Annotated in this window: 31 protein-coding genes and 1 pseudogene; 9 read left to right on the top strand and 23 right to left on the bottom strand. The window is 36.3% G+C overall.

Features of this window, described 5'->3' with window-relative positions; all coding sequences use genetic code 11:
* The first annotated feature begins 105 nt into the window (after positions 1-105).
* Together QLG01_RS13015 and QLG01_RS13010 are read left to right on the top strand one after the other, a co-directional pair.
* On the top strand, positions 106-1095 hold the full coding sequence (locus tag QLG01_RS13015; RefSeq protein WP_080973570.1) for a hydroxyacid dehydrogenase: 990 nt from the start codon (positions 106-108) through the stop codon (positions 1093-1095).
* Positions 1096-1170: 75 nt separating this feature from the next.
* Positions 1171-2490 (top strand): MFS transporter, encoded by a 1320-nt coding sequence (locus QLG01_RS13010; RefSeq protein WP_151767562.1) that lies wholly within the window; start codon positions 1171-1173, stop codon positions 2488-2490.
* A gap of 61 nt (positions 2491-2551) precedes the next feature.
* Here the strand turns inward: QLG01_RS13010 and QLG01_RS13005 are convergent, their stop codons facing one another.
* Both QLG01_RS13005 and QLG01_RS13000 read right to left on the bottom strand, forming a co-directional pair.
* Complete coding sequence (locus tag QLG01_RS13005; RefSeq protein WP_151823072.1) at positions 2552-3250, bottom strand: helix-turn-helix domain-containing protein; 699 nt, start codon at positions 3248-3250, stop codon at positions 2552-2554.
* Between the two features lie 253 nt (positions 3251-3503).
* Positions 3504-4964 (bottom strand): carotenoid oxygenase family protein, encoded by a 1461-nt coding sequence (locus QLG01_RS13000; protein WP_282496623.1) that lies wholly within the window; start codon positions 4962-4964, stop codon positions 3504-3506.
* Between the two features lie 103 nt (positions 4965-5067).
* Here QLG01_RS13000 and QLG01_RS12995 point away from each other — a divergent pair, with 103 nt between their 5' ends.
* Positions 5068-5679: a TetR/AcrR family transcriptional regulator gene (locus QLG01_RS12995; RefSeq protein ID WP_282496622.1), complete on the top strand. Its 612-nt coding sequence runs from the start codon at positions 5068-5070 to the stop codon at positions 5677-5679.
* Between the two features lie 37 nt (positions 5680-5716).
* On the opposite strand, the pseudogene QLG01_RS12990 reads toward QLG01_RS12995, so the two are convergent.
* The 4 genes and pseudogenes from QLG01_RS12990 to QLG01_RS12975 form a co-directional block, all read right to left on the bottom strand.
* A pseudogene (locus QLG01_RS12990) lies at positions 5717-5896 on the bottom strand (hypothetical protein); the annotation flags it as partial.
* Between the two features lie 137 nt (positions 5897-6033).
* Positions 6034-7167: an OmpW family outer membrane protein gene (locus tag QLG01_RS12985; RefSeq protein ID WP_282496621.1), complete on the bottom strand. Its 1134-nt coding sequence runs from the start codon at positions 7165-7167 to the stop codon at positions 6034-6036.
* A 341-nt stretch (positions 7168-7508) separates the two neighbouring features.
* Positions 7509-7745: a hypothetical protein gene (locus tag QLG01_RS12980; protein ID WP_013197775.1), complete on the bottom strand. Its 237-nt coding sequence runs from the start codon at positions 7743-7745 to the stop codon at positions 7509-7511.
* A 7-nt stretch (positions 7746-7752) separates the two neighbouring features.
* Positions 7753-7962 carry a hypothetical protein gene (locus tag QLG01_RS12975; RefSeq protein WP_005305637.1) on the bottom strand — a complete coding sequence of 70 codons (210 nt, stop codon included), beginning with the start codon at positions 7960-7962 and terminating at the stop codon, positions 7753-7755.
* A gap of 352 nt (positions 7963-8314) precedes the next feature.
* Here QLG01_RS12975 and QLG01_RS12970 point away from each other — a divergent pair, with 352 nt between their 5' ends.
* Positions 8315-8488 (top strand): hypothetical protein, encoded by a 174-nt coding sequence (locus QLG01_RS12970; protein WP_005305641.1) that lies wholly within the window; start codon positions 8315-8317, stop codon positions 8486-8488.
* Positions 8489-8762: 274 nt separating this feature from the next.
* Here QLG01_RS12970 and QLG01_RS12965 read toward each other — a convergent pair whose 3' ends face one another.
* From QLG01_RS12965 to QLG01_RS12920, 10 genes are all read right to left on the bottom strand, one after another.
* Positions 8763-8993 (bottom strand): hypothetical protein, encoded by a 231-nt coding sequence (locus QLG01_RS12965; RefSeq protein WP_005305644.1) that lies wholly within the window; start codon positions 8991-8993, stop codon positions 8763-8765.
* 179 nt (positions 8994-9172) lie between these two features.
* Positions 9173-9355 carry a hypothetical protein gene (locus tag QLG01_RS12960; RefSeq protein WP_005305647.1) on the bottom strand — a complete coding sequence of 61 codons (183 nt, stop codon included), beginning with the start codon at positions 9353-9355 and terminating at the stop codon, positions 9173-9175.
* Positions 9356-9513: 158 nt separating this feature from the next.
* Positions 9514-9654 (bottom strand): hypothetical protein, encoded by a 141-nt coding sequence (locus QLG01_RS12955; RefSeq protein WP_013197772.1) that lies wholly within the window; start codon positions 9652-9654, stop codon positions 9514-9516.
* 202 nt (positions 9655-9856) lie between these two features.
* On the bottom strand, positions 9857-10654 hold the full coding sequence (locus tag QLG01_RS12950) for a hypothetical protein (RefSeq protein ID WP_282496620.1): 798 nt from the start codon (positions 10652-10654) through the stop codon (positions 9857-9859).
* Positions 10655-10751: 97 nt separating this feature from the next.
* The gene (locus QLG01_RS12945) at positions 10752-11426 is read right to left on the bottom strand and encodes a DUF4760 domain-containing protein (RefSeq protein ID WP_282496619.1); all 675 of its coding nucleotides are present in this window, start codon (positions 11424-11426) and stop codon (positions 10752-10754) included.
* Positions 11427-11502: 76 nt separating this feature from the next.
* On the bottom strand, positions 11503-11964 hold the full coding sequence (locus tag QLG01_RS12940) for a hypothetical protein (protein ID WP_282496618.1): 462 nt from the start codon (positions 11962-11964) through the stop codon (positions 11503-11505).
* Between the two features lie 310 nt (positions 11965-12274).
* Entirely contained in the window at positions 12275-12829 is a 555-nt protein-coding gene (locus QLG01_RS12935; RefSeq protein WP_282496617.1) for a TetR/AcrR family transcriptional regulator, read from the bottom strand.
* A gap of 233 nt (positions 12830-13062) precedes the next feature.
* A complete protein-coding gene (locus tag QLG01_RS12930; protein WP_153300538.1) occupies positions 13063-13224 on the bottom strand; it encodes a hypothetical protein in 162 nt (53 codons plus the stop codon).
* Between the two features lie 226 nt (positions 13225-13450).
* Positions 13451-13915, bottom strand: coding sequence for a DMT family transporter (locus tag QLG01_RS12925; protein WP_111854014.1), 465 nt, complete (start codon positions 13913-13915; stop codon positions 13451-13453).
* Between the two features lie 9 nt (positions 13916-13924).
* Entirely contained in the window at positions 13925-14359 is a 435-nt protein-coding gene (locus tag QLG01_RS12920) for a DMT family transporter (RefSeq protein ID WP_282496615.1), read from the bottom strand.
* A gap of 98 nt (positions 14360-14457) precedes the next feature.
* Between QLG01_RS12920 and QLG01_RS12915 the strand changes: the two genes are divergently transcribed.
* Positions 14458-15390: a LysR family transcriptional regulator gene (locus tag QLG01_RS12915; protein WP_282496614.1), complete on the top strand. Its 933-nt coding sequence runs from the start codon at positions 14458-14460 to the stop codon at positions 15388-15390.
* Between the two features lie 32 nt (positions 15391-15422).
* Here QLG01_RS12915 and QLG01_RS12910 read toward each other — a convergent pair whose 3' ends face one another.
* Both QLG01_RS12910 and QLG01_RS12905 read right to left on the bottom strand, forming a co-directional pair.
* Positions 15423-15821 (bottom strand): hypothetical protein, encoded by a 399-nt coding sequence (locus QLG01_RS12910; RefSeq protein ID WP_282496613.1) that lies wholly within the window; start codon positions 15819-15821, stop codon positions 15423-15425.
* 271 nt (positions 15822-16092) lie between these two features.
* Positions 16093-16950 carry an SDR family oxidoreductase gene (locus QLG01_RS12905; protein WP_282496612.1) on the bottom strand — a complete coding sequence of 286 codons (858 nt, stop codon included), beginning with the start codon at positions 16948-16950 and terminating at the stop codon, positions 16093-16095.
* 127 nt (positions 16951-17077) lie between these two features.
* On the opposite strand from QLG01_RS12905, the gene QLG01_RS12900 reads away from it, so the two are divergent.
* Complete coding sequence (locus QLG01_RS12900; protein ID WP_003651924.1) at positions 17078-17437, top strand: helix-turn-helix domain-containing protein; 360 nt, start codon at positions 17078-17080, stop codon at positions 17435-17437.
* A gap of 106 nt (positions 17438-17543) precedes the next feature.
* The gene (locus QLG01_RS12895) at positions 17544-17978 is read left to right on the top strand and encodes a helix-turn-helix domain-containing protein (protein WP_023274226.1); all 435 of its coding nucleotides are present in this window, start codon (positions 17544-17546) and stop codon (positions 17976-17978) included.
* A gap of 67 nt (positions 17979-18045) precedes the next feature.
* Here the strand turns inward: QLG01_RS12895 and QLG01_RS12890 are convergent, their stop codons facing one another.
* The 4 genes from QLG01_RS12890 to QLG01_RS12875 are packed head-to-tail and all read right to left on the bottom strand — an operon-like array spanning position 18046 to position 21640.
* Positions 18046-19296 carry an NADH:flavin oxidoreductase/NADH oxidase family protein gene (locus QLG01_RS12890; protein WP_282496611.1) on the bottom strand — a complete coding sequence of 417 codons (1251 nt, stop codon included), beginning with the start codon at positions 19294-19296 and terminating at the stop codon, positions 18046-18048.
* Between the two features lie 8 nt (positions 19297-19304).
* Positions 19305-19691, bottom strand: a complete 387-nt coding sequence (locus QLG01_RS12885) for a hypothetical protein (protein ID WP_004642957.1) — start codon at positions 19689-19691, stop codon at positions 19305-19307.
* A 47-nt stretch (positions 19692-19738) separates the two neighbouring features.
* Positions 19739-20602, bottom strand: a complete 864-nt coding sequence (locus tag QLG01_RS12880) for an alpha/beta hydrolase (protein WP_282496609.1) — start codon at positions 20600-20602, stop codon at positions 19739-19741.
* 24 nt (positions 20603-20626) lie between these two features.
* Positions 20627-21640 (bottom strand): alpha/beta hydrolase, encoded by a 1014-nt coding sequence (locus tag QLG01_RS12875; protein WP_282496608.1) that lies wholly within the window; start codon positions 21638-21640, stop codon positions 20627-20629.
* A gap of 236 nt (positions 21641-21876) precedes the next feature.
* On the opposite strand from QLG01_RS12875, the gene QLG01_RS12870 reads away from it, so the two are divergent.
* Together QLG01_RS12870 and QLG01_RS12865 are read left to right on the top strand one after the other, a co-directional pair.
* Complete coding sequence (locus QLG01_RS12870; RefSeq protein WP_282496607.1) at positions 21877-22680, top strand: oxidoreductase; 804 nt, start codon at positions 21877-21879, stop codon at positions 22678-22680.
* Between the two features lie 54 nt (positions 22681-22734).
* Positions 22735-23733, top strand: coding sequence for an NADP-dependent oxidoreductase (locus tag QLG01_RS12865; RefSeq protein ID WP_282496606.1), 999 nt, complete (start codon positions 22735-22737; stop codon positions 23731-23733).
* Positions 23734-23885: 152 nt separating this feature from the next.
* Here the strand turns inward: QLG01_RS12865 and QLG01_RS12860 are convergent, their stop codons facing one another.
* Entirely contained in the window at positions 23886-24755 is an 870-nt protein-coding gene (locus tag QLG01_RS12860) for a metal-dependent hydrolase (protein ID WP_282496605.1), read from the bottom strand.
* Between the last annotated feature and the right edge of the window lie 23 nt (positions 24756-24778).

Genomic DNA, 24778 nt, shown 5'->3' with positions numbered 1-24778 from the left:
CACCCAATTTTTAAATTTAATTTTTACTATTGACTATTTTTTTGAAATGTCGTTTTAATAATATGGATTATTAAGGACGTATTTTGCTCAAAATACTTAAATGGAGTGCAAGTCAAAATGAAACGTAAAGTTCTTATCACGGGGCCAACATTAACTTCAGATGCGTTACTGTATGCTCAATCCCATGATATTCAGTTGATCCCAACTGAACCCTACATGGCAAAAGATGAAATGGAAAAACTCATCCATGATGAACAACCTGATGCGATCATTGTTCGAACAGGCAAACTTTCTAGGGATATGATTTTTGCTTCAGATAATTTAAAAGTGATTGCAAAACATGGTGTTGGATTTGACACAATTGACACTCAAGCTGCCGCTGAACGAAAAATTCCTGTCACTATTGCCGTAGGCGCAAATGCACAATCTGTTGCCGAACACGCTTTTGCACTTATGTTTAATGTTGCTCGACAAGTCACGTGGTTAGACCAACGAATCAGAGAAGGTCATTGGGACAAAGCAAGTGCAAATGGTGTGGAGTTATATGGAAAAACGCTGGGCTTAATTGGTTTAGGGGCAATCGGTAGCATACTCATGAAGTTAGTCGCTCCCTTAAACATGAAAGTAAAAGTATATGATCCGTTTCTACAAAATCTGCCAGAACTTGATTACGTAGAACAGGAACACGACTTTGAAAAACTTTTAGAAACCAGTGATATTATTAGCCTACATTGTCCACTCACAGCAGAGAATAGACACTTATTTTCTCACGCCCAATTTGAAAAGATGAAACGCTCAAGCATCTTAATCAATACAGCGCGTGGTGAATTAATTGATCAGGCTGCATTAGTTGATGCACTAAAAAATAATAAAATTGCTGGTGCAGGTTTAGATACTTTTTCTTCAGAGCCACCTGAAAAAGATAATCCATTATGGGAATTACCTAATCTAGTTGTTACTCCTCACATAGGAGCAAACACAACAGATTCACGTAATCGCGTCGGTCTCTTAGCACTCGAACAGATTGTGAGTATTTGGGATGGTCAACTATTAAACCCACGAGCTATCGCTAACTGGAAGTTACTCAATAGCTAATCATGGAACTCAATTGTTTCTAAGCTTTTAGATGCGAGAACAATTAAAATATTGAATATAAAAAAGGATTTTTTTATGTCTACAGAATACTCTCAAGCGAGTGCGATTGAACGTGAAACAATGCGCAAGGTAGCGTGGCGATTGCTGCCTTTTTTAACGCTTTGTTATGTGATTGCTATTATTGACCGTGGCAATATTGGTATGGCTTCATTACAAATGAATGAAGACCTTGGATTAACAGCTACTGCCTTTGGTTTTGCCAGTAGCTTATTTTTCTTTGCATATTTTCTATTTGAAGTACCCAGCAACCTCGCCATGCAAAAATTTGGAGCAAAAGTATGGATTGCGCGAATTATGGTGACTTGGGGGATAATTTCAGCTGCAACAGCATTCGTTGAAAGCTCCACCTCATTATATATTATGCGCTTTTTGCTAGGCGCTGCCGAAGCTGGTTTTTTCCCTGGCGTGATTTTATATCTAACTTATTGGTTGCCCGCCAATTATAGAGGCCGAATGATTGCTATATTTATGGTGGCAATTCCGGGGGCAAACTTTCTAGGTTCACCATTATCTGGTTTTTTACTATCCCTAGATGGTTTGATGGGCATGCGCGGATGGCATTGGCTATTTATTTTAGAAGGTATTCCTGCGATTTTACTGGGTATCGCTTGCCTATTTGTACTCACAGATCGACCAGAACAGGCAAAATGGCTCAATAGCGAACAAAAAGCTTGGTTAGTTGAAAGACTACAATTTGAACGCCAACAAAAAACTCCGATTGGTCATATTTCACTATGGCAACTTCTAAAGAATAAATATATTTGGGCTATGATCATTATTTATTCTGGTGCTTCTGCTGCTGGAAGTACAATGAGTGTTTGGGCACCTCAATTAATTAAATCATTCGGTTTGAGTAATGTAGAAATCGGTTTAGTAAATGCGATTCCTTATGGCTTAGCTTCTATTGCCATGATTCTTTGGGGTCGTAGCTCAGATCGTAAAAATGAACGCCTTTGGCATACAGCAATCGCTCTATTAATGATCTCAATTGGTTTATTAATTGCTTTGTTCACGTCTTCACTTATTGGCACAATCTTTTTACTCAGTATCGTTTTAATTGGTGCTTATTCTGTGAAAGGTCCATTCTGGGCTTTAGCATCCTCATGGATGTCACCGACTACAACAGCGGCTGGACTAGCAGCAATTGGCGCATGCGCTAACCTGATTGGTGGCGGCATGATGGTGAATATCTATGGCGCAATCCATGATGCAACAGGAAGCCATGCTATAGCCCTACTTCCACTTGCAGCCTTAAATCTCGTATCGGCTATTATGGTTTTCATTATGTCTAGAAAGAAAGCCGTTTTGTTTAACCAACCACAAAGCACTTCGTAAATAACACGAATAAAAAAGGGGCTAAATCATTAGCCCCTTTTTTATATTTAAAATATTAGAATTAATTACGAATACTCTTACCACCTAAACTTTTCGTTAAATCATCTGCAATTTTGAAGAAAAAATCCCCCACAGATTTTGCAATTTCCGCAGTAAAACGACTTGATGGACCTGAAACAACCAATGCGCCAACCACATCATTTTGAGCATCAAACACAGGCAATGCCATTGAAGCAGCATGTGGCTCCGTTACACCCGTTGAATAAAAAGGATCAGTTCTTGATAAAACTTGTTCGTGTGTTGACCGTAATGCTTGAGCACCTGCCGCACCATCCATTGGCCGAACTTCACCTGGCTGAATATGAACACGTAATCTATGGGTAGAGTTTATTCGATATTGGCAAAGACGATATGCTCCATGTTTAACATAAAAAGAAGCTGTCTCACCAATTTCATCTACAAGTTGCTGTAAACAAGGCACAACATGTCGTTCTAAATCTAAAGCATCTTGATAAATTGTATTTAAACGCATGACTTCGCTGGCAAGCGTATATCTGCCATCTGAAAGACGGTTAACAAAACCAAAATCTTCTAGCGAAACGATTAAGCGCATGATAGTTGCTTTATTTAATTCTGTTCGTTCAGCGAGTTCTGCTAGGGTTAAAGATTTATCACCTATTCTAAAAGCAGTTAACAAAGTTAAAAGGCGATCAGCCGATGCATTTCCGCTTGTTGCTGGGTGAGGTTTAATTTTAACCATGTTTTTCCTACAATAGCTTGATATCAATTTTAATGTATTGAATTAGGTTTTTAACTTTACCATATTTCTTATATTTTGATTTAATCTATCAAGTGACCTTCGGTTTTTCTTTACTCAATCATATAAAATTCATATCTTTCAGTCTATTATGCTAAAAACTTGTAAATATTATCTATAAATATCAAAACCATAATATTTTTCTAATTATATAAAATGTGCATTCTTTTAGCAGAATGCACATTAAACTATCTTTTTAAATATCTACCCAATTTGCATGAAAACCCAAAGGCACCCTTACAGGTAAATCAATAGTAGCTTGGGGGTCTTGCCCAATTTTTTTGGAGTCGAGTATTACGACTTTACTTGGCTTTATTCCGTCTAAAGCATGGATATACGAAATTAACCAACCATCGCCTTCTTCACTCTCAGAGTGTTTTGGTAAAAAAATCACTTCGCCAGTGAAATAATCATCACCATATGAATGCTTATAGGATTCACCTTTGAGTAAATCATGGACCAATAAATTATTTGCTTTTAAATTAATATTATCTACTGGCTCACCTTCATTTCCGACAGAAATTGAATAAGCAAAACGATAGGGTTTACCCACAAAACGTTCATCTAGACGAGGAAATTCTTGAGGAATTTTTGAAATTACTTCTCGTTTTAGAGTTTGAGTGCCGAACTGCAAAGTCCATCTTTCAAACTGGATAAGCTGCTTATCTACTGGTCCCTGAATAGAGTCAGTAAAGGTCTTGGTGTGAACACAAGCATCAAAAATGATATCGCCATTTTCAAGATCATATGCATTAAATGAATGAAAAATAATACATGGATCTACATCAAACCATTTTATATCCTGTGCATCACCATTTTTTGGTAAGACACCTATTCGCGCAGGGTGCTTTTCATTCCATGAATAGGGCAATTGCATCCCTTGTAACATTCTCTCGATTGAAAAAGTTACAGGGAAATCCAGAACTAGCATTTTAGTTTTTGTCATACCGCAATCATGCATCATTGGCCCATGCTTAACAGGGATACTGACCCGCTTCTTAACTTGGCCCGATTGATCAATCACCTGATAATAGACTTGCATTGGCAGTAAAGCATCATAGCAAATCGCATGTAACTCTCCCGTATCTGGGTCTACATGAGGATGAGCTGTAAAAGGATAATTATCTTTACTGTTGAATAAACCATATTTAAGGCTATTTAATTCATGATCTAAAGCGACTGGAAACGGCCCTGATTCTGTTATTGTCCAGATTTTTCCTGCATGACCAATAATATTCGTATTTGCAACATCAACTGGACCTCGAGGCTCACCTTTTATTTTCTCTCGCCCTAATTTTTTATGTATGTGATGCGTCCCTACATATCGATTTTTATACCATAATGCTTGACCATCTTTTAACCTTAGACCATGTACCATTCCATCGCCCATAAACCAATTATAGTTTGCAGGGTTTTCAACTTCTAATGGATTTGGACCCATTCTTAACAAAATGCCATTTAATGAAGATGGTATTTCTCCATGCACAACCAAATCACTTGAAAAAACCTCTTCAGTAACTGGCGCAAAGGGACCTACAAGAAAAGGATTATCTGGGCTATAGGGAACTCGGCTTTGATGGAAACTCAGAAACTTCCCTACTACGGAAGAAACCAGCTTATTGTTAACAATTTCATTACGGATACTTGTCCTGTTCATTCGATTACATCCTACCTGTTGATTAATTTTTTGTATAATTCCAGTATGTATCAACGAATGTATACACTGTATACTTAATTAAAATTACACGAGGATGTTTATAGTGTCAACATCGAGCATAAATCCAACTTCTAGCTATCACCATGGTAATTTGAGAGAAGCTTTACTTATTAATGGCTTACAATTATTAGAATCTAGTCAGGGTGTTGATTTTAGTATGCGAGAATTGACCCGCATGATTGGAGTATCCCCAAATGCGGTTTACAGGCATTTTGCAAATAAAGAAGAACTACTGACCGCTTTAGCCATATATGGTTTTGAACAATTAATAGAAGCTCAAGCGCATGCTATTCATAATGCAACCAACCCCAAAGCCGGTTTTTTAAACTCAGGTAAAGAATACATATATTTTGCTATTAAAAACCCATCTTTATTTAGACTGATGTATAGCCAGTTTGCTGTTGCTCAAGATGATGAAAAATTAAAATCTATGACAGATTTATTCTATACAGGAATGCTATATGCAGCGGCAACATCATTTCAAACCTCTGTCGATACTGAACAAAGCCAAACGATGGCAAGATTAGCTTGGGGCATGGTTCATGGTCTAAGCTATTTAATTATTGACGGACAATTTAGTCATTTGAGTAATGATGAACTCAACATCATGATCGATAATGTGCTAGAAACAGCAATAGCTGTATCAGGAAAATAGCTGCTTTTAGATTCAAACAACAGCAAGATATGATGAATCAATGTTTTCCTATTCTTATACGAAAATCATGAGGATTTTCATCCGTAATTTTAATTGTATAAAGATATTTAAGCTGTTTTTGATCTTTCCTCATATCAATTTTAACTACCCCATCAGCCTTCTCGCCAACTATATCAACTTTATAAGTGTAAAGTGGTCTTTTAGGGATAGAATAATTGATACCAACATATCATACGTTAAAAAAGAAAAACCCTACCAATAATTGATGTTTGGTAGGGCTTTCTATGCACAGAAAATACGACAGGTTAAATCGTAAATTTTCCTAAATGATAGATTAATATTTAAGTGAGGATATTAAAAACGATAACCCACACCTAGATATGTAATTAAAGGATCAATATCAACTTTGGTTGAGGCATGAATTAACTGCTTACCTGTTTTGCTATCAATTACATCAATATTTGCGCGGTTATTTAACTTTGCATAGGACACTGAACCAACGGCATACCAATTTGGCGTGATGTCATAAGTAGCGCCTAGACTCACAATTGGGGCAATCGCATCCGTTGCTTTAACCCGAACATATGGATTTGCACTTGAGGTTTTTCCATCTAAAGCTGCACCAGCATTGTTATCTAGAACATTCTGAATCATATGCCCCGCAGCAATTAAGTCAGAATTAATTTGGTCGTTTAACTTAATGTTAGAGAAGCGTGAATACATAATTCCGGCACCAATATATGGGCGAAATTTATTTACTCCTGCCTTACCAAACTGATATTGAGCCTCTAATGCTGGAGTCCATGCACGCACCGTAGCAGCTTTCGATTTATTACCCAGATTAGTGATTGGAATATCTTGTAATAAATCAAGCTTATCTCCTATAACCAAAGCAGCTAATCCTTCAGGATTTGCAAAACCAGATAACGGCGCGTTGATTTCTCCTTTCCCCTTAATATCAACTTTTGGAGGAATCCCACCGATTAACTGTAAAGACACGTTCTCATTCACATAGTAATTGAACATTAAACCCAGAGTGTCTACATCTTCTGCTTCAAGCCCTGTTCCTTTACCTTCCCATTGTTCTAATCCTTTAATCGTTGCTGTACCAGTGATATCTGGCGAAACCATGTCATTTTCATCTACAAGCCCTAATAACTGACCAACCGATTGTTGTTGATTGCCGTTTTCATCGACTGGATGACTAAATACCATATCGAGAACTTCTTTGGCATTTTCCCCAGTTGATAATGTTGCATTAGGGTCTATTGATTTCATAAATGCTGAAGTAGAAATAGTTCCGACTTTGGCAGTGGTTCCATTTGCTACAGCAGTATTTATATTGAATGGATTTGCTTTCCCTTGTGGCATGACATGCAACCACCCAGCAGATACAGAAAACCGTTTAAATTCTGCATGTGCTGTTTGAGTTCCCGTTACTAAAGCCACGGCAAGCAGATTTCCGCCTATTAATTTTAAAATATCCATTTTATTTCCTTTATTTTATTTAAGAGGTTTCCATTAACCTCTTCATTTAAAATAAAGATTTTTTTAACTTTTGGTAAAATTTTCCGATAAAAAGCATTATAAAACAATATATTAATTTTAATTAATTTATTTTAATTGATTGAAAAATATACAATATAAGTGAATTTTCTATGGGAATTTATAAATTAAAAAAAAGCCCATCTTCCGATGAGCTTTTTATTTAATTAAAATTAACGGTATGTATTGGCTTTAAATTCTGCTAATACTAGGCTTATAAAATCTATGATTTAAATACAACGACTATTTATTAAAAAAAAGAGCACCTAAGTGCTCTCTTGTTCTTATTGATTTTTGGATAAGGCAAAATTTATTGCCCTGTCATATGCGTGTTCTTGTAACTCGGTATACACATAGAAATGCTGTTCTGTCTTGGTAACAGGATTAATGAGTTTCATTGCTTCATAACTATGAGTATTTAAATCATTAGGATCAACATCAAATGCTTCTAATTGCTGCTCTCTCCACTCACCACTTAGAACACCACCCACACAAAGCCATTTTGTTGAATTGTCTGACATATCATGTTTACTCTATATAATAGCTGTTGCCATCGGAACTGTTGAAAACCAAATTTAAAGTAGGGTAAATACATTCACCTTTTAACAAAATATATTCAACTTTGGGTCTCTGAACTCTAGATGAATGACCGATTTTATTAGTATCTACTTCTGTATAGTTTGCGTGCGCTCTTTTTTCTTTACCTTGGAAATCAATAATTGTAATTTCTTTTAGCATTAATATGCTCCAATTTAATCATACATATTATGCCCAACGATATTTTTATACTATCAATATTTTGTAGACACTAGTTTGAATTAATTTTTAAAAAACTATCAATCCAAAACGTGGAAAAAATTTATATATGTGTACTTTGTGTACCCCTACTTGAAAGTTGGATAAGGTAATTTCAAAATTTAAAGGATAAGACTCAATAGGTTATATATAATTGATTTTATTTATGAAATAAGTTGTCGAGATAAAGATCTTTTCTTGGACAAATCAACACACATGAGTCTTAAAACTACCGCAATGTAAAGGCCTTTAAAGTGTACTATCAAGTCTCCCTAATGAAGATAAGAAGATAAAAATGTCAGGTTTTAAAAGTTTTTCTCAAAATACAACTAACCACGCTAATATCATCAAATCTCAAATGAACAAGCATCCTGCAACACCACCGACTGAAACTCAACCTTCAGAAGTTCCAGGCACAGTAAAAGATCTGCCTGAGAATAATGAACAACCTGATCCTAATAACAAATAATTTCTTATTAACAGTGCCTTGGATGTTGTTTTGAGGCTCTGCTACTATAAAGAATAAATTAGTGCACTGATTTATTATACTATTAACTACTTTTATCAATTTGATTTGTTTAGTTATTTAAGAAATTACAGCCATTCATTCCAGAAAATTGATATGACTAGTCTCTCAGATATGAGGGGCTTTTTTAATTGTTTTTACTTAACTCGTATTTAGCCGACTCCGCCTAGATAGATTAAGCCCACCATAATTGGCGGGCTTATTTTTAATATGTGAATTATGAAAGATAGGGATGTTTTTGCGCCAAGTGATCATTCGCTATTTTTGTAATTTCAAAATAAGATAATTCTGCACAAAGCCAAAAACGATATATATTTTCGCCCACTAAGTAACTCTGGCGGTTGTATGTTGATTGTTTACTTGCATCTATTTCACTGGCTTCAAAGTAAGTACCTTCACGGTCATATACAACTTCACCATCTAAATCACCGCCAATACAAATGAACATTGTAATAATCCATAAATTTATGAAGATCAGCTTAACACATATAGAAAAAATCCCCCCAAAATAAGGATGCTTTGCGAGCTTTATTTACTGTAAACAGTCAGGAATTTTTAGTCGTATTGGTTAGGGTAGATAAGCTTTATTAATCGAATATCATCATACAGTTCGATAAAAATCGAATATCAACTCTTGATTGAACTTTCTATTTGAATTTTATACTTAATATTTTTCTCCTCATCAATATAGGATAGTAAATGCTCATCCCTTCTTTTCCTTAATTTTCCAATTTCTGAATCAATTTTTGCAGTAATCAACGATTCCTCTTCTTGCTCCTCATTAGGAATGTACTCACTTATTGATTTCATACTTTAACACTCCTGTTTTACTGCATTGTTAGTTTAGAACAACTAAATAAACAAGTGCATTAGAGTGTTTTTTATTATTAAAAGAAAATTTGAAATCTATAAAACAAAAAAGCTCACCTTCCGATGAGCTTTTATTTAATTAAAATTAACGGTATGTATTAGGTGTTAAATTCTGCTAATACAAAGTTTTTTACTATTTCATCAAAATTAGGTTTCAGAAGAGTTAGCTTGCTATCTTTTATAGTTTTATACCAATAACTTGCTGCAACTCCCATACTGAACAAAGCTAACAATTTCATTGCTCACCTCACTTATTGGGAAGAGTGAAACTTAAAGTATCATTCGCGTTTGTAGCGTTCCAACTCGTTTTAGCGAGGTTTCTGTATATATTTTAATCAATATGTAATAAAAAAATTAGAATTATTTCCCAAGAAAAGAAGCATAACTATTAATTATCCTTCTTTGTATTACTTATGCTTTAGCTTCAATAAACTGCTAAAGTTAATTACACACTTTTGCCACTTTAAAAAATTCTTTTGTATTATAAAACATACTAATTTCTCCCCATTTTACATTATCTTTCTCTCTATAAATTATATCTTTAACAACAGTGCCCTCAGAGTTAATAACAGCATCCGCTACCAATGCAGCTTGCCGAGTATTACAGTTTATTTTCATTTTAATAAATCTTTTACCTAGCCAAGTGGGACGACCATTGGGCTTCATAACTCCAGTAAACATCATAGAAATTATGGGGTACCCATCACTGTAATGTTCACGTACACCAGGTCTAACATACGTGGCATCCGAATTGTTTTTGGTTAAAAATATCCATGTAATATCATTTTCGATAATATTTTTTTCTTCAGCTTTATTTGTCGAAAGATAAGTTGCAATAGATTCATTCTTAACATGCTGAGGGACAAGATCTGTTTTGGAATGAGCTACTTCTCTACTATCTTTTTTTAAATTCTCATCTACAGTTTGTTTTGGAACTTCATATTGATTGCTAGAAGATGACTGATCATAGATTGTATTTGATTGAGAATAATTATAAGGATAACTGCCACTTGAAGATGCAGTTTTTGCACCTACCTTTCCATTATATGGATTGACGTTACCAACTGAACTCCAATTATTATAAAGTCGCCCATCTGGGTTAGAACGCATATGTGGACTTACATACGTTCCATTTTTACGATAATAACCACGTACTGATACTCCAGCATAGACAAAAGATGCGTAGAAGTTGCTTGCTAGAAATAAACAGGAAAGAATAAAAGTAATTTTAATTCTCATATTAGTGCTCAGAAATACTTGAATATATTCATTAATAATACTATTTATAAAGATCGTTTTTTAACAACTTGCTCCACAGAAGTCACACAATTTTATTTTAATATTTCCACCGATCAACAATTGCAATTAAGTGTTCAAAAGTAGTTTTATTTTTTATATTTAACTCTAAAATATAAGGTTTACACATTCCATATGCTCCAATAAACATTCCTCTTTGTGCAGCTCTTACTAATTTTTCATCTAAATCACCATGTCTTATGCCTGCAGAAACAAACTCTAAATAATTTAATATATATCTGATAGCATCTTTTTCAGTATTTTCACTTGAGCTTAATGAATCATAATACTCTAAATCTATAGTTTTTCCTTTTTCTAGTAAAGGTTGTAGTTTATTCGCATTTTTCATAAATTCTGTCGACATGCGTAATTGAGTTAAAACTGTCACAGTATGCTGTCTTATAGAATTTCTACTCGAAATATAGTTTGTAAATAGCCATCCTGAAGTTGCCAATCCCACTGTCGTGACAGCAATTAGAAAAGTTATACCATTCCCTGAAGCAAATAAAAAAATTCCAAAAATAAAAATAATTCCAAAAAAAGGAAAAAAGAAACTCATTATATTCTTGATTAAAAGATCATTACTTTTTTGTAAATAAAAATTATCCTGTTGAGAAAAACTATCTATGATATAGGCAACCAAGATACTGAGTAGCCCAAAGATAGAAATGAAGAATAGAAATACTATAATAACTAAGCCTATTCCATATAACATTTTTTCCCCCATTTATGAAACTTACTATTAAGAAATATTTAGTAGCCCATCTAAAGATGAGCTTAGTTTATTAATTTTATTTCCATCCAAGAGCTATGGCAATCTGAGCTGCGCCTAAGGAAGAGGCAAAAATTAAGAAAATTGAAGGTACTTCAATTGCAATAAATAATCTAAAGATTTGCCAGAATATTACTTTGTCATGTACCCAAGCCAACTTAACCTTTCTGCAAAAATTTTTGATAGCTTGCTTAAGTGAATCATTTTCTATCATTTCTATTTTAAGCTCTTTAATTCTTCTATTTAGTTCTTCGTTTAATGGCCTTATAAATTTTGCAAAACTGCAAAAACACCAATAACCTAGGTATAAGATCATAGTTAAACAAAATATGAGGCGAACACCCCAATCTACTGTAAACATAGGCAATTGATCATTTACAAAAAGTAAATATATACAAATTGAACCTAAAAACACTTGAGCTATCAAACTTTCCATAAAAGTTGAAAAAGCATCTTGTCCTTCTTTGGTAAGAATATACATAAGAATTCCAGTATAAAATATTAATTTTCATAAAGTTAAAGTTATTATGTTTGCAAACATGTGAGTAAAGATAATTGTATTTTCAATCTTCAGCAAGATACTTAATAATTGATATTTAACAATTTATATACTTTTTTACAACTGATTTTTTACATTAATTATGGTCTAATCCTTATTATCCAAAGCGCCAACTTTTCCCAGTTAGCGCTTTTTTTTGTTTACAATTTTCTGATTATTTTTTATAAAATTCTCTAGCGGTGTATTAAGCCAAAGATCAATTTACAGCTTATTCCCAGCTAAAAAGAGCTGATTAATATTCCCCACCAAAAAACCTCTCCACCACCATATCTCTTTCATCCAAACGATTTGAGCTTAAAATCTGGAACATCAAACCATCAATTAAGTTTAAAACCATATTGGCATCGGGTTTTAGTGTGTTGTTCTCTAAACTAAAAACCAGATCAAAAAGTTCTCGAAGCAGCCATTTTCTATACTCAATTGCCATGTGGTAGGCCTGAGAGTAAATCTGTTTAATTTCAAAAATAGCTTTAAGCAATAGATAGTACAGACTATTAAAATTGACATGTAAAGCAATAATTTCTTTGAGTTTATCGCTTGAGTTTCGGTAACGACTTGAGTAAATAATTGCCAGCACTTCTTCTTTCAATCGGCTTTTTTGAAAAGATACACACCTTTCAACAAGACGCTCTTTTGAGTGAAAGTAGTTATAAAAAGTGGCTTTAGGAATTTTGGATTCTTTGGCAATTAAGTCCACGCCCGTATTGTGAAATCCATAGAGATTGAACAGCTCTATTGCAGTATGAATAACATGTAATTTTTTGGAAGATGTTTCTAAAGTTGGCATAGTTTTACCGTTATAAATTCTTGTTGTTTCAAAAGAGATTAAAAAGCCTGTGCCTTCTCTGGGAGAAAAAAAGGCACAGCAAAGCCGTAAAGACTGTGCGTGGCACATCTCAAGTTTTATTGTTGCTAAATTTTAGTCGTGACGAATTAGAGCCTGAAAAGCCTATAGCTCATCAAAGCTTTAAATTGATTTAAGTTGTGTCGAGATTGATTTTGACAGTGACTGCCAATAATTTATGAATGTGCATAGCCAACTCCTTCTTTTGGGAGTTCTGCCGAAACATTATAAATTATGGTGGCAGAACGGAAGCGGGTTGACGGACTGGTTTCAACTCCAGCACACTCGAAAGTGTCCCACTCCCGTCCTACCGCTACGGGAGGGAACGAGGTGTGCACACAAGACTCTTCCTCAGAAGAAATAATCCTGATGTGGTTGAAATAACGGTCCGTCAAAACCGTCTGGCAATGTAGGCCAGCCCGCAAATGGTAATCTTCAAAAATTAAGGTGTCAATGTGAAATTGGCTAGAAATTATTTAATTAATTATTGTTTTTCATTTAATTACACAATTAAGAAAAACCTTAAATATTAACTTAATAAAACCCTCCTGTTTTATAAACATGTTAGCTGTTAGGTTCAACTTGAGTCGTTTTACTACTTGAATATATAAAATAAAGCGCAATCGCTAAACAGATGAGCGCGCCCAATCTATAAGTTGAAAAAGGCAGAATTTCATTGCCAAACCAACCAAAATTATCAATTAACATACTCATGAGAAGTTGCCCAAAAATAACCGCAACAGTTGCAACAGCCGCCCCGATTCTTTGTACTGCTAACACCATAATCACAATATAGGGAACACCACACATTGCACCTAGTAATTGCCATTTAGGTACATCTAATAGGGTTAAAGTTTGCTTGGGTTCAAAATAAAAAATAAGTAATGCGGTAATTAAAGCACCTACCGAAAACGTTAAAAATGCACTACGGAATACGCCAACTTTACTACCAAGCTGGCCATTAATTGCCGCCTGTACACTGAGTAAAGCACCGCCGATGACTGCCAATAAGATCATGAATATAGTCATATTTCCCCCTTATGCTTTTGCGACTAACGAAAGTGCAACCACAATAAAAGCAAGCGCAAGCACACGTTTTCGATCTACTTTTCTATGCGGGGTTCCGAGTAACCCATAATGATCAATAATTAGGCTCTTAAAAACTTGACCAGCCAAAATCCCAATCATGGTCATGGCAATACCAATAATCGGCGCTGTGATGGTAAGAATAATGACGTAGATCGGGCCAATTACCCCTCCCAATAACTGCCATGATGGAAGAGTAAAAAATGAGGGACTATTGCGAGGACTAAAAAACAACATAAGTAGAAAGGTAAGTGCGGCCCCTACTCCAAAAATACTAAAAGTGGCCCACAATTCTCCAACTTGTGTACCTAATGGCCCTAAAAGACCTGCTTCTACAGATAGCCCCATCCCACCTAAAATGGTTAGAAACAGTAATAGAATTTGCATGAACATTGCCTCATGGTATTTAGGCAACGAATCATAGAGTAGCCAATTCAGCAGAAAAACAGCATAATCCATGAATCACTTTTGCAGAAATTGCACAGATGAATTTGTCAAATTCGATTGATATTCGTACCCTTCGCTTTTTTATCAGTGTATATAAAGCTCAAAACTTCTCTGTTGTGGCGAGAAAAGAAGACGTGTCTGCATCGATGATTTCTCGGACCATTCAACAGTTAGAAGATGCGTTGGGGCAGCAACTTTTTTATCGAAATACACGAGCAATCACACCGACCGAATCAGGTAAATTATTTTTTGAATATGCTAAAAGAATTACAGAGCAATTTGATGAAGCTCAAAAGGCGTTGCAGGATAAAACTGTAGAGCCCTCCGGGCTGGTCAGAATTAATGCACCCGTATTTTTTGGTCAAAGGCATATTGCACCGTGGTTAGCGGGTTTATCAGAACGTTATCCACGGCTTTTAATCGAACTGATTCAGACAGACGAATTTATAGATCCTCTTCGGGACAGTACTGATTTAATATTTCGCATTGGAACCCTCACAGATTCATCCTTTCATGCGCGTATTTTTGGCACACAAAAATATCATTTGGCGGCCTCTCCTGCTTACATTGTTAAATACGGTACTCTTGATCATCCCAAGGCACTCAATGAACATAAATGTTTAGTCTATAAAGGGTTTGAAGGACCTAACCGTTGGTTAATTAGAAAGCCAGATGAGGAATGGGTACATTATCCAATTGTGCCTTTACTTGCTTCAAATAATGCTGAGAGCTTAATGACGGCGGCACTCAATGGGATGGGAATTGTTTTATTTCCTGACTGGCTCATTGGTGAGGCATTAAAGCACGGCAAATTAATAAAACTTTTACCTCAATATGAAGCATCTATTAAACCTCAACCACAGCACATCGCAGCAATTTATCCTAATGTGCGTCATCCACCTTTAAATATTCGGGTAGTGATTGATTATTTTGCTGAAGTCTACGGTGAAACACCTTATTGGCAGGATTAATTTTTCTTTTAATTACACAATTAAGAAAAACCTTAAATATGAGATTTATTTAAGTTAGGATTAAAAGCCACTCTAAGGGTGTAAGTTGGAAAAAGTGGTTCTAACAGGATAGTTTCATTAAAAATAAAGACTTTAGGACATAGAGCCATAACATCGTATATATTTTCGATTATTGATGTCAGCTTAGAAGTAAAGACTGGAATATTCTGATCATCTGCAACGACATAGACATTTTCATTCTGAATCGTTTGCATGCTTTCTAACAACTCTTCCATATCATCAAAATCTTTGAAATCTATATTTTTCCATAAAATATAGTTTTGTTTTATGGGATACATATTCAACTTCGTATAAACATCTTCTACGTCTATATCACTAATAATTTGAAAATCATTTTTGAGTGCTTTTTTACATTCTTCAAATAAAGACATATCTTTTACCTAGTTTTCTTTTAACGATTAACAATATATTTCACACTCATTTTATAACTTTTTAGCTATTAATTTATTGTTTTCATTTAATTATATATTTCAGTAAAGTCTACATCTCAAATAAAGTTGCACTATACATCAGGAAAAAATCTGATCGGGTCAACTTACTTTGCACATTAATGATGGAAAACCTATTTATTTAAATATACAAAAGGCCTAAATCTGAACAATTTAAGCCTTTTTGCTTTTAGATAAGAGTTATAGCGTTAACTTAAGATAAGAATTCTTTAATCGTCTCTTGCATACTGGTAGTGGCACGACCAATTAACTGGTGCAGATCTTTGCTATCACTATACAAACCACCTTTAGATACGCCTTCATCTGAATCTGCCAAGATGCCAGCAAACCCTTCTGGTATGCCCAATTGTACCAAGAGCGCTTTATATTCCTCTTCTGGTAGGTCTTGGTAAATGACTTCTTTTTTGCTAATTTCACTTGCCCATTTTGCAACATCGTCAAGGGTATAACTCGCATCGCCTGCTAGTTCATAAACTTTATTCTCATGCCCTTCTTGCGTTAATACCACAGCGGCAGCAGTCGCATAGTCTAAGCGCGAAGCAGAAGCAATTTTGCCGTGATGCGTTGCCCCCAAAATTTTGCCATGCTCAACTGCTTGTGCAAGCCCCATTGCATAGTTTTCGCTGTACCAGTTATTACGTAATAGCGTATATGGGATATCCGATTTTTTTAAATATTGTTCAGTTTCAACATGTTCTTGTGCTAATAGAAGTGGTGATGTATCTGCATTTAATAAACTCGTGTAAATAATAAATTTTACGTCTGCAAGTTTTGCCGCATTAATCACATTTTGGTGTTGTACTGTACGTTGACCAACTTCACTCGATGAGATTAATAAAAGCTTATCAATACCAGCCAATTGAACCGAAAGTTTATCTGCGTCATGGCCATAATCAAAAGCACGCACTTCGATCCCTTTTGAGCTTAAATCTGATGCTTTTTCTGGATTGCGAACTAATGCGACAATATTTTTTGCGTCAGTCCGTTCGAGTAATTGAGAAATAACCAATTGGCCGAGTTGACCTGATGCACCAGTAACTGCAATACGCATGATGATCTCCATCTGATGTAGTTGATATATTCCAATCATCGTAGTACCTTAACTTACTAAAAGTAAGTACTTACCTAAAAGTAAGTTTAGAAACAAATGTAAACTTTTGTAATGAAGGTGGTACGCGATGAAAGGATACGTTTTTGCAGCAGATTGTCCCTCTCGAAAAATTTTATTAACTCTCACGAGCCGTTGGAGTGTCTTGATTTTAGTTGCACTTCGAGATCAACGTCTGCGTTTTAATGAGTTAAAGAAAATTATTGATGGCATTAGTGAAAAGATGTTGGCACAAACCTTAAAAACGCTTGAGCACGATGGTTTTATCGTACGTCAGGATTATGCAGAAATACCACCTCGTGTAGATTATCAATTAACAGACTTTGGACGCGAGGCTTCCGAACGACTTTTTGATTTAACTACTTGGCTTGAAAATAATTTATCCAAGTTATTAGAAAGTCAGCCTAGTGCAGACATAGTTCAAAATTGACTCGGGACATAGAGTTATTATTGTATATTTAGCATTCAAACTCGCTTAATTCGCTACTTTGTGTTAGTATTATTTTAGTAGTTACTATTGAGTTTATTAATTCGATATGAGTAAAAATAGCAATCTAGAAGTCTGCCCAATCGCCAGAAGCCTTTCTGTACTAGGTGATGCGTGGAGCATGTTGATATTACGAGATGCTCATGCGGGTTTCACTCGTTTTGATCAGTTCCGTAAAAGCTTAGGTATTGCACCAACCATGCTAACAAAACGGTTATCTGTTTTAGTAGAAGAAGGCTTACTTGAAAAAAGACAATATTCTGAACACCCACCACGTGAAGAGTATGTATTAACTCAAGCAGGTAAAGATTTTTTACCAGCTTTATTTGTGATTGGTGCATGGGGTCGAAAATATAAACCCTTTGAGCAACCTGAGAAAATGGTAACTTTCATTGATGCAGAACGAGGCACTGAAATCAAACCTATTGTAATTGACCAAGTGACGGGAGCCGAAATTGGTACTCGCCCGATCAGTCAAAAGTAATGAATGATTTAAATATAAAAGCACTCAATTGGAGTGCTTTTTATTGGCCTGATGTAAAGTAAATGGGTTATTTTGCTCGGCTACGTTGGGTGGCATAAGTTCCCCAACCACTGAGTAAAACTGATTTAATAAATGCCCATAAGCCACTTTCTTTGGGTTTCGGCTCTTTACCTTTACCAATCCGTTTGAGTTGTTGGGTATACCAAAGTACTTCCATAATCCCGAGACTATCAATTTTTTTGATGCCAGTTTTGATGGGTTGCACTGACTGAAAACCATTTTTTCCTGCCAGTAAAGATTTGGGTACATCAGGTTCAATTGCCATAAGTCTTGCAATTCCAATAACATCACATGCATGTGACTGCAAAGCTTGATCCATACCTTCTACAGTTCGGAATCCACCTGTTACCATCAACGGCGTTTTTACGAGTGTTCTCACTTTTTCGGCGAAATCAATAAAGAAAGCTTCGCGTGCGATTGTCGATGCTTTTTGTGGAGCTTTGGCTACTCCAGATTCGTAGGTGCCACCCGATATTTCAATCAGGTCAATGCCTGCATTCGCTAAAGCCTGAATGGTTTCTAAGGAGTCTTGCTCGGTAAACCCGCCTTTTTGAAAGTCTGCCGAGTTAAGCTTAATCGCAATAGGAAACTCTTTACCGACTTGTTTTCGGATCTCTGTATAAACTTCCATTAAGAAACGGCGACGTTTTTCTGGTGTACCACCCCACTCATCATTTCTTAAATTGTGCAAAGGTGACAAAAACTGGTTAATCAGATAACCATGCGCAGCGTGAATCTCAACTCCACTAAATCCAGCCTTTTTACATATCGCAGCACTACGCCCAAAACGCTGAATAATTTCTAAAATCTCTTCATGTGTTGCTTCATCCGGTGTTGCAAATAAAGACTGCATTTCTGCACCAAATGGCACTGCCGATGCAGAAATGTTACGTACATTTAATCCTTTCGGTGATTGTTTTCCCGGATGATTTAACTGTGCCCATAATTGAGAATCTTGTTCGGTCACGGTTTTTGCCCATTTCTGTAAAATTGCAAAATCACGCTCATCCTCAACCACCACATTGCCAGCCTCACCTAAGGCTTTGCGGTCAATCATAATGTTGCCAGTTATGATCATCCCAATCCCTGATGCGGCCCAACGCTGGTACAGCCGAACATGTTTTTCGTTTGGATTATTTGAATAGCTGGCTAAAGTTTCACTGGTTGCAGCCTTTGCTAAGCGGTTTGGAAGCTTGACACCATTCGGTAAAGTTAAAGGTTGATTCAAAAGATTCGTTTTTAATTGCAGATGAGTCATGGCTTATCTCACACAGTTAAAGAGGGTTTTGAATGGGGTTGAATAAAGTCCACTAAACTTTGAAACCACATCACATCCACAAAATTTCCGGTAATGACAAGGTCTTGTGTTTTAAGTGCAGTTAAAAAAGTGTTTACACTGTCTTTCGCTGACAACACGGCAAACCCTTTGCTACCCGTTTTAAACGTAAAGGTAAAACTTGGTGACTTGGTTAGCCCTGAATAAGAGTTAATCTTGCCGTTTTTTACTTCGAAATAGCGGCCTTCACCACTTGCTGTTTGAATCTGAAAGATGACATTTTTATCTTTCACATAAGCTGCACATTTCGGGTTCTTTTTTACAGCACGCTGCATGAGCTTGGTCAGCATCCACAGCAATAATTTAAATTTCATCATTTTTATCTTCTTGATTCATCAAATTGAATGGACCGAACTCATAGGTATTATTCATCTAAAAACTGTATTGCATGTTTTACGAAGCGTTCAGGGTACTGAAATTGGGCACCATGTCCTGCATCGGGATAAATAAATAGCTGAGCGTTTGGAATGTTAAGTGCCATGTGATATGCATTGATGGTCGGAATCATCACATCATCGACACCATTTAAAATGAAAGTAGGTTGTTTAATCTCACGTAAATGTGCAAAAGGATCTTGTTCATCAAGTTTAGGTAAAAAATGCATATTGGCTTCTATCTGTGCCTGCATGACTTCAACTGAGCTTGCTGGATCTTGGTTTTTACGCTCATGGCGGCGTTGCCAAAATTTATGACCAGCCTGAATAGCAGCTTCAGATCGGCCAAAAAATAAAAAGAGGAAGTTTTCTTCAGAAGGCACAGCAGTTGTTGCATGTTTCAATACCAATGCAGCTACTTCTGGGTCATCACCGCGTGGTTTACCCCCTCTTGGCCCTGTACCTAAAAGCATCAATTTTCTGACGAGTTCAGGATGGCGACGTACTAAATCTTGTGCCTGAAACCCGCCCAGTGAAAAGCCTAATAGGTCAACCTGCTTTAAGCCTAGTGCACGAATAACTGCTGCCGCGTCGTCTGCCATATCTTCAATGCGAGTACGGGGCTGGCCAGTAGATGAAGCAATGCCGCGACCGTTAAACAAAATGACTTCACGTCCTTGCGCTAAACCATCAGTAATCAGTGGATCCCAATTGTCTAAACCACCTCGGAAATGCTGAAGAAAAAATAGCGGTGGTTGCCCTGCATTTGAGTTACCCCATCGACGATAGGCAAAATTTGCTCCATCTACTTCAATGAATTGGGTCTCGGCTGTTTGGTGTGTAATTGTTGTCATGGTCATAGTCCTAAATTTAAGTTCTTATTTAGCTAAGAATGTAAGTGATTGTTTTACAAAATCTTCATTAAACTGAAATATTCCCCCATGACCTGCATCTGGATAGATTACAAGTGAACTATTCGGTAAGCGCTTTGCTAAATCATAAGTATTTACTGTTGGCACCATTCGGTCATGATCACCGTTGGCAACAAGAACAGGTTGTTGAATCACAGAAAGGTCAGCAGGTTTTTTACTTCCCCATTTTTTTAATGCTTTAAGCTGGGCACGATAGGCAGAAATGGTAATTTCTTTATCCCTGTTTTCAGTACGTTCATTAATACGTTGAATAAAGGCTTTTGCAGAAGCTTTACCATTTTCTGTACGAGTGAAGAAAAGATAAACCTTAGGGTCTTGACCAGTCACCATTCCACGAACTAAATCCCAATTAGAAACTCGCCCGACTGTACTAATTCCAGTACCGCCCGCAGGGCCAGTTCCCGATAAAATCATTTTTCTAACCAAATTCGGCTGTTTTAGCACAATCTCTTGTGAAATCATGCCGCCCATCGAAAAGCCAAATAAATCAACCTGTTTAAAGCCTTTTGCTTGAATGAAAGTAATCGCATCATCTGCCATTTGTTCAATTGACTTTGCTGGTTCACCAGTCGAAGCACCAACGCCGCGATTATCAAACACAACAACATGATGTTTTGCCGCAATTCCATCAATAATTCGTGGATCCCAGTTATCTAGTACAGCAGCTAAATGGTTTAAAAAAATGACAGGCGTTCCACCGTTTTGTTGACCATATTCTCGATAAGCGAAGTTAACGCCACCTGCATTAATAAATTGAGTTGGGACATTTGTCCAATTTGTATTGAGTTGGGGATTTTGACCTGCTTGCTGATTGATAACACTGTTTTTTGACACTTCATTCGCCTTAGTAAAAGGGGTGCTAAAAGAGAGTGATTCCACAGTCTCTGCCTGAGTTAAGGGAGCACTAAAAATAGATATCGCCGTCAAACTCATAGCAACTGTATTTAATAAAAAATTCATTTCTCTGATCCTCAAATTTAATTCATTGATCTGATTCATCTGTTTTTATGAGTGATCTTTCAAAGAGAGAAAAGATAAAAACAGAGTTAATATCGATTTAGTACTAACTATACATAGACAAAAAAGCATTGTCACTATCTTTTTAGTAGTAACTATTTTATTTTTAGATTATGATTAAAAAATCAAGTCGAAATTCATTCGTGAATTGACTACAAAATTTAAGTGAGGAACATGATATGTCTAGCAAAGTAGTTTTGATTACAGGCGCATCTTCGGGTATTGGATTGGCAACGGCCGAGCTTTTACATGAGGCAGGTTTTGTTGTTTATGGCACAAGCCGACGAGCAAAAGATTCATCAAATCATAAGTTTCATCTTATTGAGTTGGATGTAAATCAAGAAGATTCCGTTGCCCACGCCGTTGAAAAAGTAATTGCGAAAGAAGGCCGAATTGATGTCTTAATTAATAACGCAGGATTTGCAATCGCACCTGCTGGTGCCGAAGAAAGTTCAATGCAGCAAGCACAGGCTATTTTTGATACCAACTTTTTCGGTGCAGTTCGCATGACTCGTGCGGTAATTCCGCACATGCGTCAGAAAGAATCAGGATTGATCTTAAATATCAGTTCAATTCTTGGGCTTTTACCTCTGCCTTTTGGCGCACTATATGCTGCATCAAAACATGCACTTGAAGGTTACTCTGAATCTTTAGATCACGAATTAAGATCTCAAGGCATACGTGTGTCACTTATTGAACCTGCTTATACCAACACTTCTTTAGGTGTGAATTTACTTGAAGCAGATAATAAAATTTCTTTTTACGATCAAACTCGTGAAAAGCTACATAAACAAATGATTAATTCAATTAATAAGTCAGATGACCCGAGTGTCGTTGCCAATACAATTTTAGCGGTCATTCAAAGTCAACATGTTGTGCCACGCTACACAGCAGGAAAAACTGCAAAAAATTTAAAAGCGTTAAGACGATTTGCACCTGCAAATATCTTTGACAAATTAATACACCGCAGCTTGAAAGTTTAGAACAAACCCACGCTTATAAAACTTTAAAATAATTTTGAGAAATAGAGGTTTCAAATGAAAGCAGCCTACATTAGCCACTATGGCAATATTGATAATGTACAATTCGATGAACAAACCAAGCCTTCTGTAACTAACGATACAGTGCTTGTTAAAGTTCATGCAGCAAGCATCAACCCTCTCGACTTAAGAGTTTTAGAGGGCGAATTTAAAGCAATTCTTCCAGTGAAGTTCCCCTTTATATTAGGGAATGATTTTGCAGGTACAGTGGTAGAAGTAGGCTCGAAGGTTACCCAGTTTAAAGTGGGTGATGAAGTTTATGCCAAGACCGATCTAAACGGCGCATTTGCTGAATATACGGTCGTTCAACAGTCTTCACTTGCACTTAAACCGCAAAATATTTCGATGGAACAGGCAGCCGCCCTGCCTTTGGTTGCCCTAACTTCATGGCAAGCACTGGTTGAAATTGCAAAAGTTAAAGCTGGCCAAAAAGTGCTGATTCATGCAGGTTCTGGGGGTGTGGGTTCAATTGCAATTCAACTTGCCAAGTCTCTTGGCGCTACGGTTGCAACCACAACCAGTGCCAAAAACAGTGGTTGGGTAAAAGAGCTAGGTGCTGACATTATCATTGACTATAAAACAATGGACTTTGAGCAAGAGCTTAAAGACTACGACGTAGTTTTAGATACACAAGGCGGAAAAACCTTAGAAAAATCACTAAACGTTCTTAGACGTGGTGGACGTCTTATTAGTATTTCAGGGCCACCTGACCATGCTTTTGCAGAGGTAATTAATCCAAACTGGTTCCTAAAATGTGTTATTCCGATGTTAAGCTGGTCAATTCGACATAAAGCAAAAAAACTCGGCATTACTTACTCATTTTTATTTATGCAACCCAATGGTCAACACCTCTCAAAAATTACTGAACTGGTAGAAGCTGGAAAAATTAAACCCGTAGTTGACCAAACCTATGATTTTATTAAAATTAAAGAAGCGCTCCAATATGTAAATACTGGACGAGCAAAAGGGAAAGTTGTTTTACAATTTGATGAATAAGGTACATAGCTCAAATATTATCTAGATTACGCAAGGGTTCGAAAATTATATAGCCGCTCATATGGCGGCTATAGACTATTAATAAGATGAATTAAAAGGTCTTATTCATTATTTTTGAGCCTAAAAGAAGCAATATTCGTACAAGCTTTTATTTAGTTAAGTTCTTTTATTGTAGATAAAAAAGTTAAGGCTTGCTCAGTTGACCCTTCATTTAAAGGGCTGTGGTTGGGGTTAAAGTATCGCAAACATGCAAATATTATATTATCAACTTTAGGCACACGGTCTTGTCGAGCTGCTCGGAAATAATCTTTGAAACGAAAACGATGTGGTAATTGCGCATCTTGTTCTACTAGATTTTCGACAGCAACATAAGCCAAAACAATAAATAGAGGGAACGTGAAAGCAGCCGCCCCAACTCGAAGTACATTGCTATTGCTAAAATATCTAAACATTGCATCGGCTACTTCACGGTGCTCAACCTCTTCAGCTCCGTGCCATTGCAATAAACGTAACATTTCTACATCGACAGGTGCGTGTTGTAACCCCTCTGCATTGAGAACCCAATGTCCTAACACTCCAGTTAGATGTTCGGCAGCAGCCACCATTGCTAATCGGGTCGTTAGCCACATCGACTTTAAGCGCGGATGCTTCAATTCATAGCCTAATGGTTTTGGGCCAATCATGTCATTAAATATCCAATTCGTCATCTTGATATAACGACTTAAATCAATCCCTAAGGCCTCTATATGCCGTGTTCCGAGAGTGTGCCCATAACTATGAGCACCCTCTTGTTTAATGAAAGCAATTGCAGCCTCTTTAAGTTTTTCATCTTTAATATAAGGCAATGCATCTCTAAACGTCTGACAAAACCAACGTTCTGGTGCAGGTGTAATCGGGTTAATTGAATTTAATATTTGTGAAACTATGGGATCATCATAAATCCAATGCGTTGGCGTTTCAGTAAAATTAAATACAGGACGCCGCTGAACAATCACATGGTTTTGTCTGATTAAACTATTCATGATAATAAATCCTTATATATCAA

Origin of the sequence: Acinetobacter sp. V89_4, from assembly GCF_029967875.1 — a bacterium.
GTDB classification, from domain to species: Bacteria; Pseudomonadota; Gammaproteobacteria; order Pseudomonadales; family Moraxellaceae; genus Acinetobacter; species Acinetobacter oleivorans.
This window is presented reverse-complemented; position numbering and strand designations above follow the sequence as displayed.

Coding starts and splice junctions, on each gene's coding strand:
- QLG01_RS12875 (WP_282496608.1), bottom strand. CDS start 21,640: ATGAATTTTTTATTAAATACAGTTGCTATGAGTTTGACGGCGATATCT.
- QLG01_RS12965 (WP_005305644.1), bottom strand. CDS start 8,993: ATGTTCATTTGTATTGGCGGTGATTTAGATGGTGAAGTTGTATATGAC.
- QLG01_RS13005 (WP_151823072.1), bottom strand. CDS start 3,250: ATGGTTAAAATTAAACCTCACCCAGCAACAAGCGGAAATGCATCGGCT.
- QLG01_RS12865 (WP_282496606.1), top strand. CDS start 22,735: ATGAAAGCAGCCTACATTAGCCACTATGGCAATATTGATAATGTACAA.
- QLG01_RS12925 (WP_111854014.1), bottom strand. CDS start 13,915: ATGACTATATTCATGATCTTATTGGCAGTCATCGGCGGTGCTTTACTC.
- QLG01_RS12885 (WP_004642957.1), bottom strand. CDS start 19,691: ATGATGAAATTTAAATTATTGCTGTGGATGCTGACCAAGCTCATGCAG.
- QLG01_RS13010 (WP_151767562.1), top strand. CDS start 1,171: ATGTCTACAGAATACTCTCAAGCGAGTGCGATTGAACGTGAAACAATG.
- QLG01_RS12970 (WP_005305641.1), top strand. CDS start 8,315: ATGTCAGGTTTTAAAAGTTTTTCTCAAAATACAACTAACCACGCTAAT.
- QLG01_RS12985 (WP_282496621.1), bottom strand. CDS start 7,167: ATGGATATTTTAAAATTAATAGGCGGAAATCTGCTTGCCGTGGCTTTA.
- QLG01_RS13000 (WP_282496623.1), bottom strand. CDS start 4,964: ATGAACAGGACAAGTATCCGTAATGAAATTGTTAACAATAAGCTGGTT.
- QLG01_RS12940 (WP_282496618.1), bottom strand. CDS start 11,964: ATGTATATTCTTACCAAAGAAGGACAAGATGCTTTTTCAACTTTTATG.
- QLG01_RS12890 (WP_282496611.1), bottom strand. CDS start 19,296: ATGACTCATCTGCAATTAAAAACGAATCTTTTGAATCAACCTTTAACT.
- QLG01_RS12870 (WP_282496607.1), top strand. CDS start 21,877: ATGTCTAGCAAAGTAGTTTTGATTACAGGCGCATCTTCGGGTATTGGA.
- QLG01_RS12945 (WP_282496619.1), bottom strand. CDS start 11,426: ATGTTATATGGAATAGGCTTAGTTATTATAGTATTTCTATTCTTCATT.
- QLG01_RS12905 (WP_282496612.1), bottom strand. CDS start 16,950: ATGCGTATTGCAGTTACTGGTGCATCAGGTCAACTCGGCCAATTGGTT.
- QLG01_RS12960 (WP_005305647.1), bottom strand. CDS start 9,355: ATGAAATCAATAAGTGAGTACATTCCTAATGAGGAGCAAGAAGAGGAA.
- QLG01_RS12955 (WP_013197772.1), bottom strand. CDS start 9,654: ATGAAATTGTTAGCTTTGTTCAGTATGGGAGTTGCAGCAAGTTATTGG.
- QLG01_RS12935 (WP_282496617.1), bottom strand. CDS start 12,829: ATGCCAACTTTAGAAACATCTTCCAAAAAATTACATGTTATTCATACT.
- QLG01_RS12860 (WP_282496605.1), bottom strand. CDS start 24,755: ATGAATAGTTTAATCAGACAAAACCATGTGATTGTTCAGCGGCGTCCT.
- QLG01_RS12910 (WP_282496613.1), bottom strand. CDS start 15,821: ATGTCTTTATTTGAAGAATGTAAAAAAGCACTCAAAAATGATTTTCAA.
- QLG01_RS12975 (WP_005305637.1), bottom strand. CDS start 7,962: ATGCTAAAAGAAATTACAATTATTGATTTCCAAGGTAAAGAAAAAAGA.
- QLG01_RS12900 (WP_003651924.1), top strand. CDS start 17,078: ATGAAAGGATACGTTTTTGCAGCAGATTGTCCCTCTCGAAAAATTTTA.
- QLG01_RS12915 (WP_282496614.1), top strand. CDS start 14,458: ATGAATTTGTCAAATTCGATTGATATTCGTACCCTTCGCTTTTTTATC.
- QLG01_RS12980 (WP_013197775.1), bottom strand. CDS start 7,745: ATGTCAGACAATTCAACAAAATGGCTTTGTGTGGGTGGTGTTCTAAGT.
- QLG01_RS12895 (WP_023274226.1), top strand. CDS start 17,544: ATGAGTAAAAATAGCAATCTAGAAGTCTGCCCAATCGCCAGAAGCCTT.
- QLG01_RS12950 (WP_282496620.1), bottom strand. CDS start 10,654: ATGAGAATTAAAATTACTTTTATTCTTTCCTGTTTATTTCTAGCAAGC.
- QLG01_RS12880 (WP_282496609.1), bottom strand. CDS start 20,602: ATGACAACAATTACACACCAAACAGCCGAGACCCAATTCATTGAAGTA.
- QLG01_RS12920 (WP_282496615.1), bottom strand. CDS start 14,359: ATGCAAATTCTATTACTGTTTCTAACCATTTTAGGTGGGATGGGGCTA.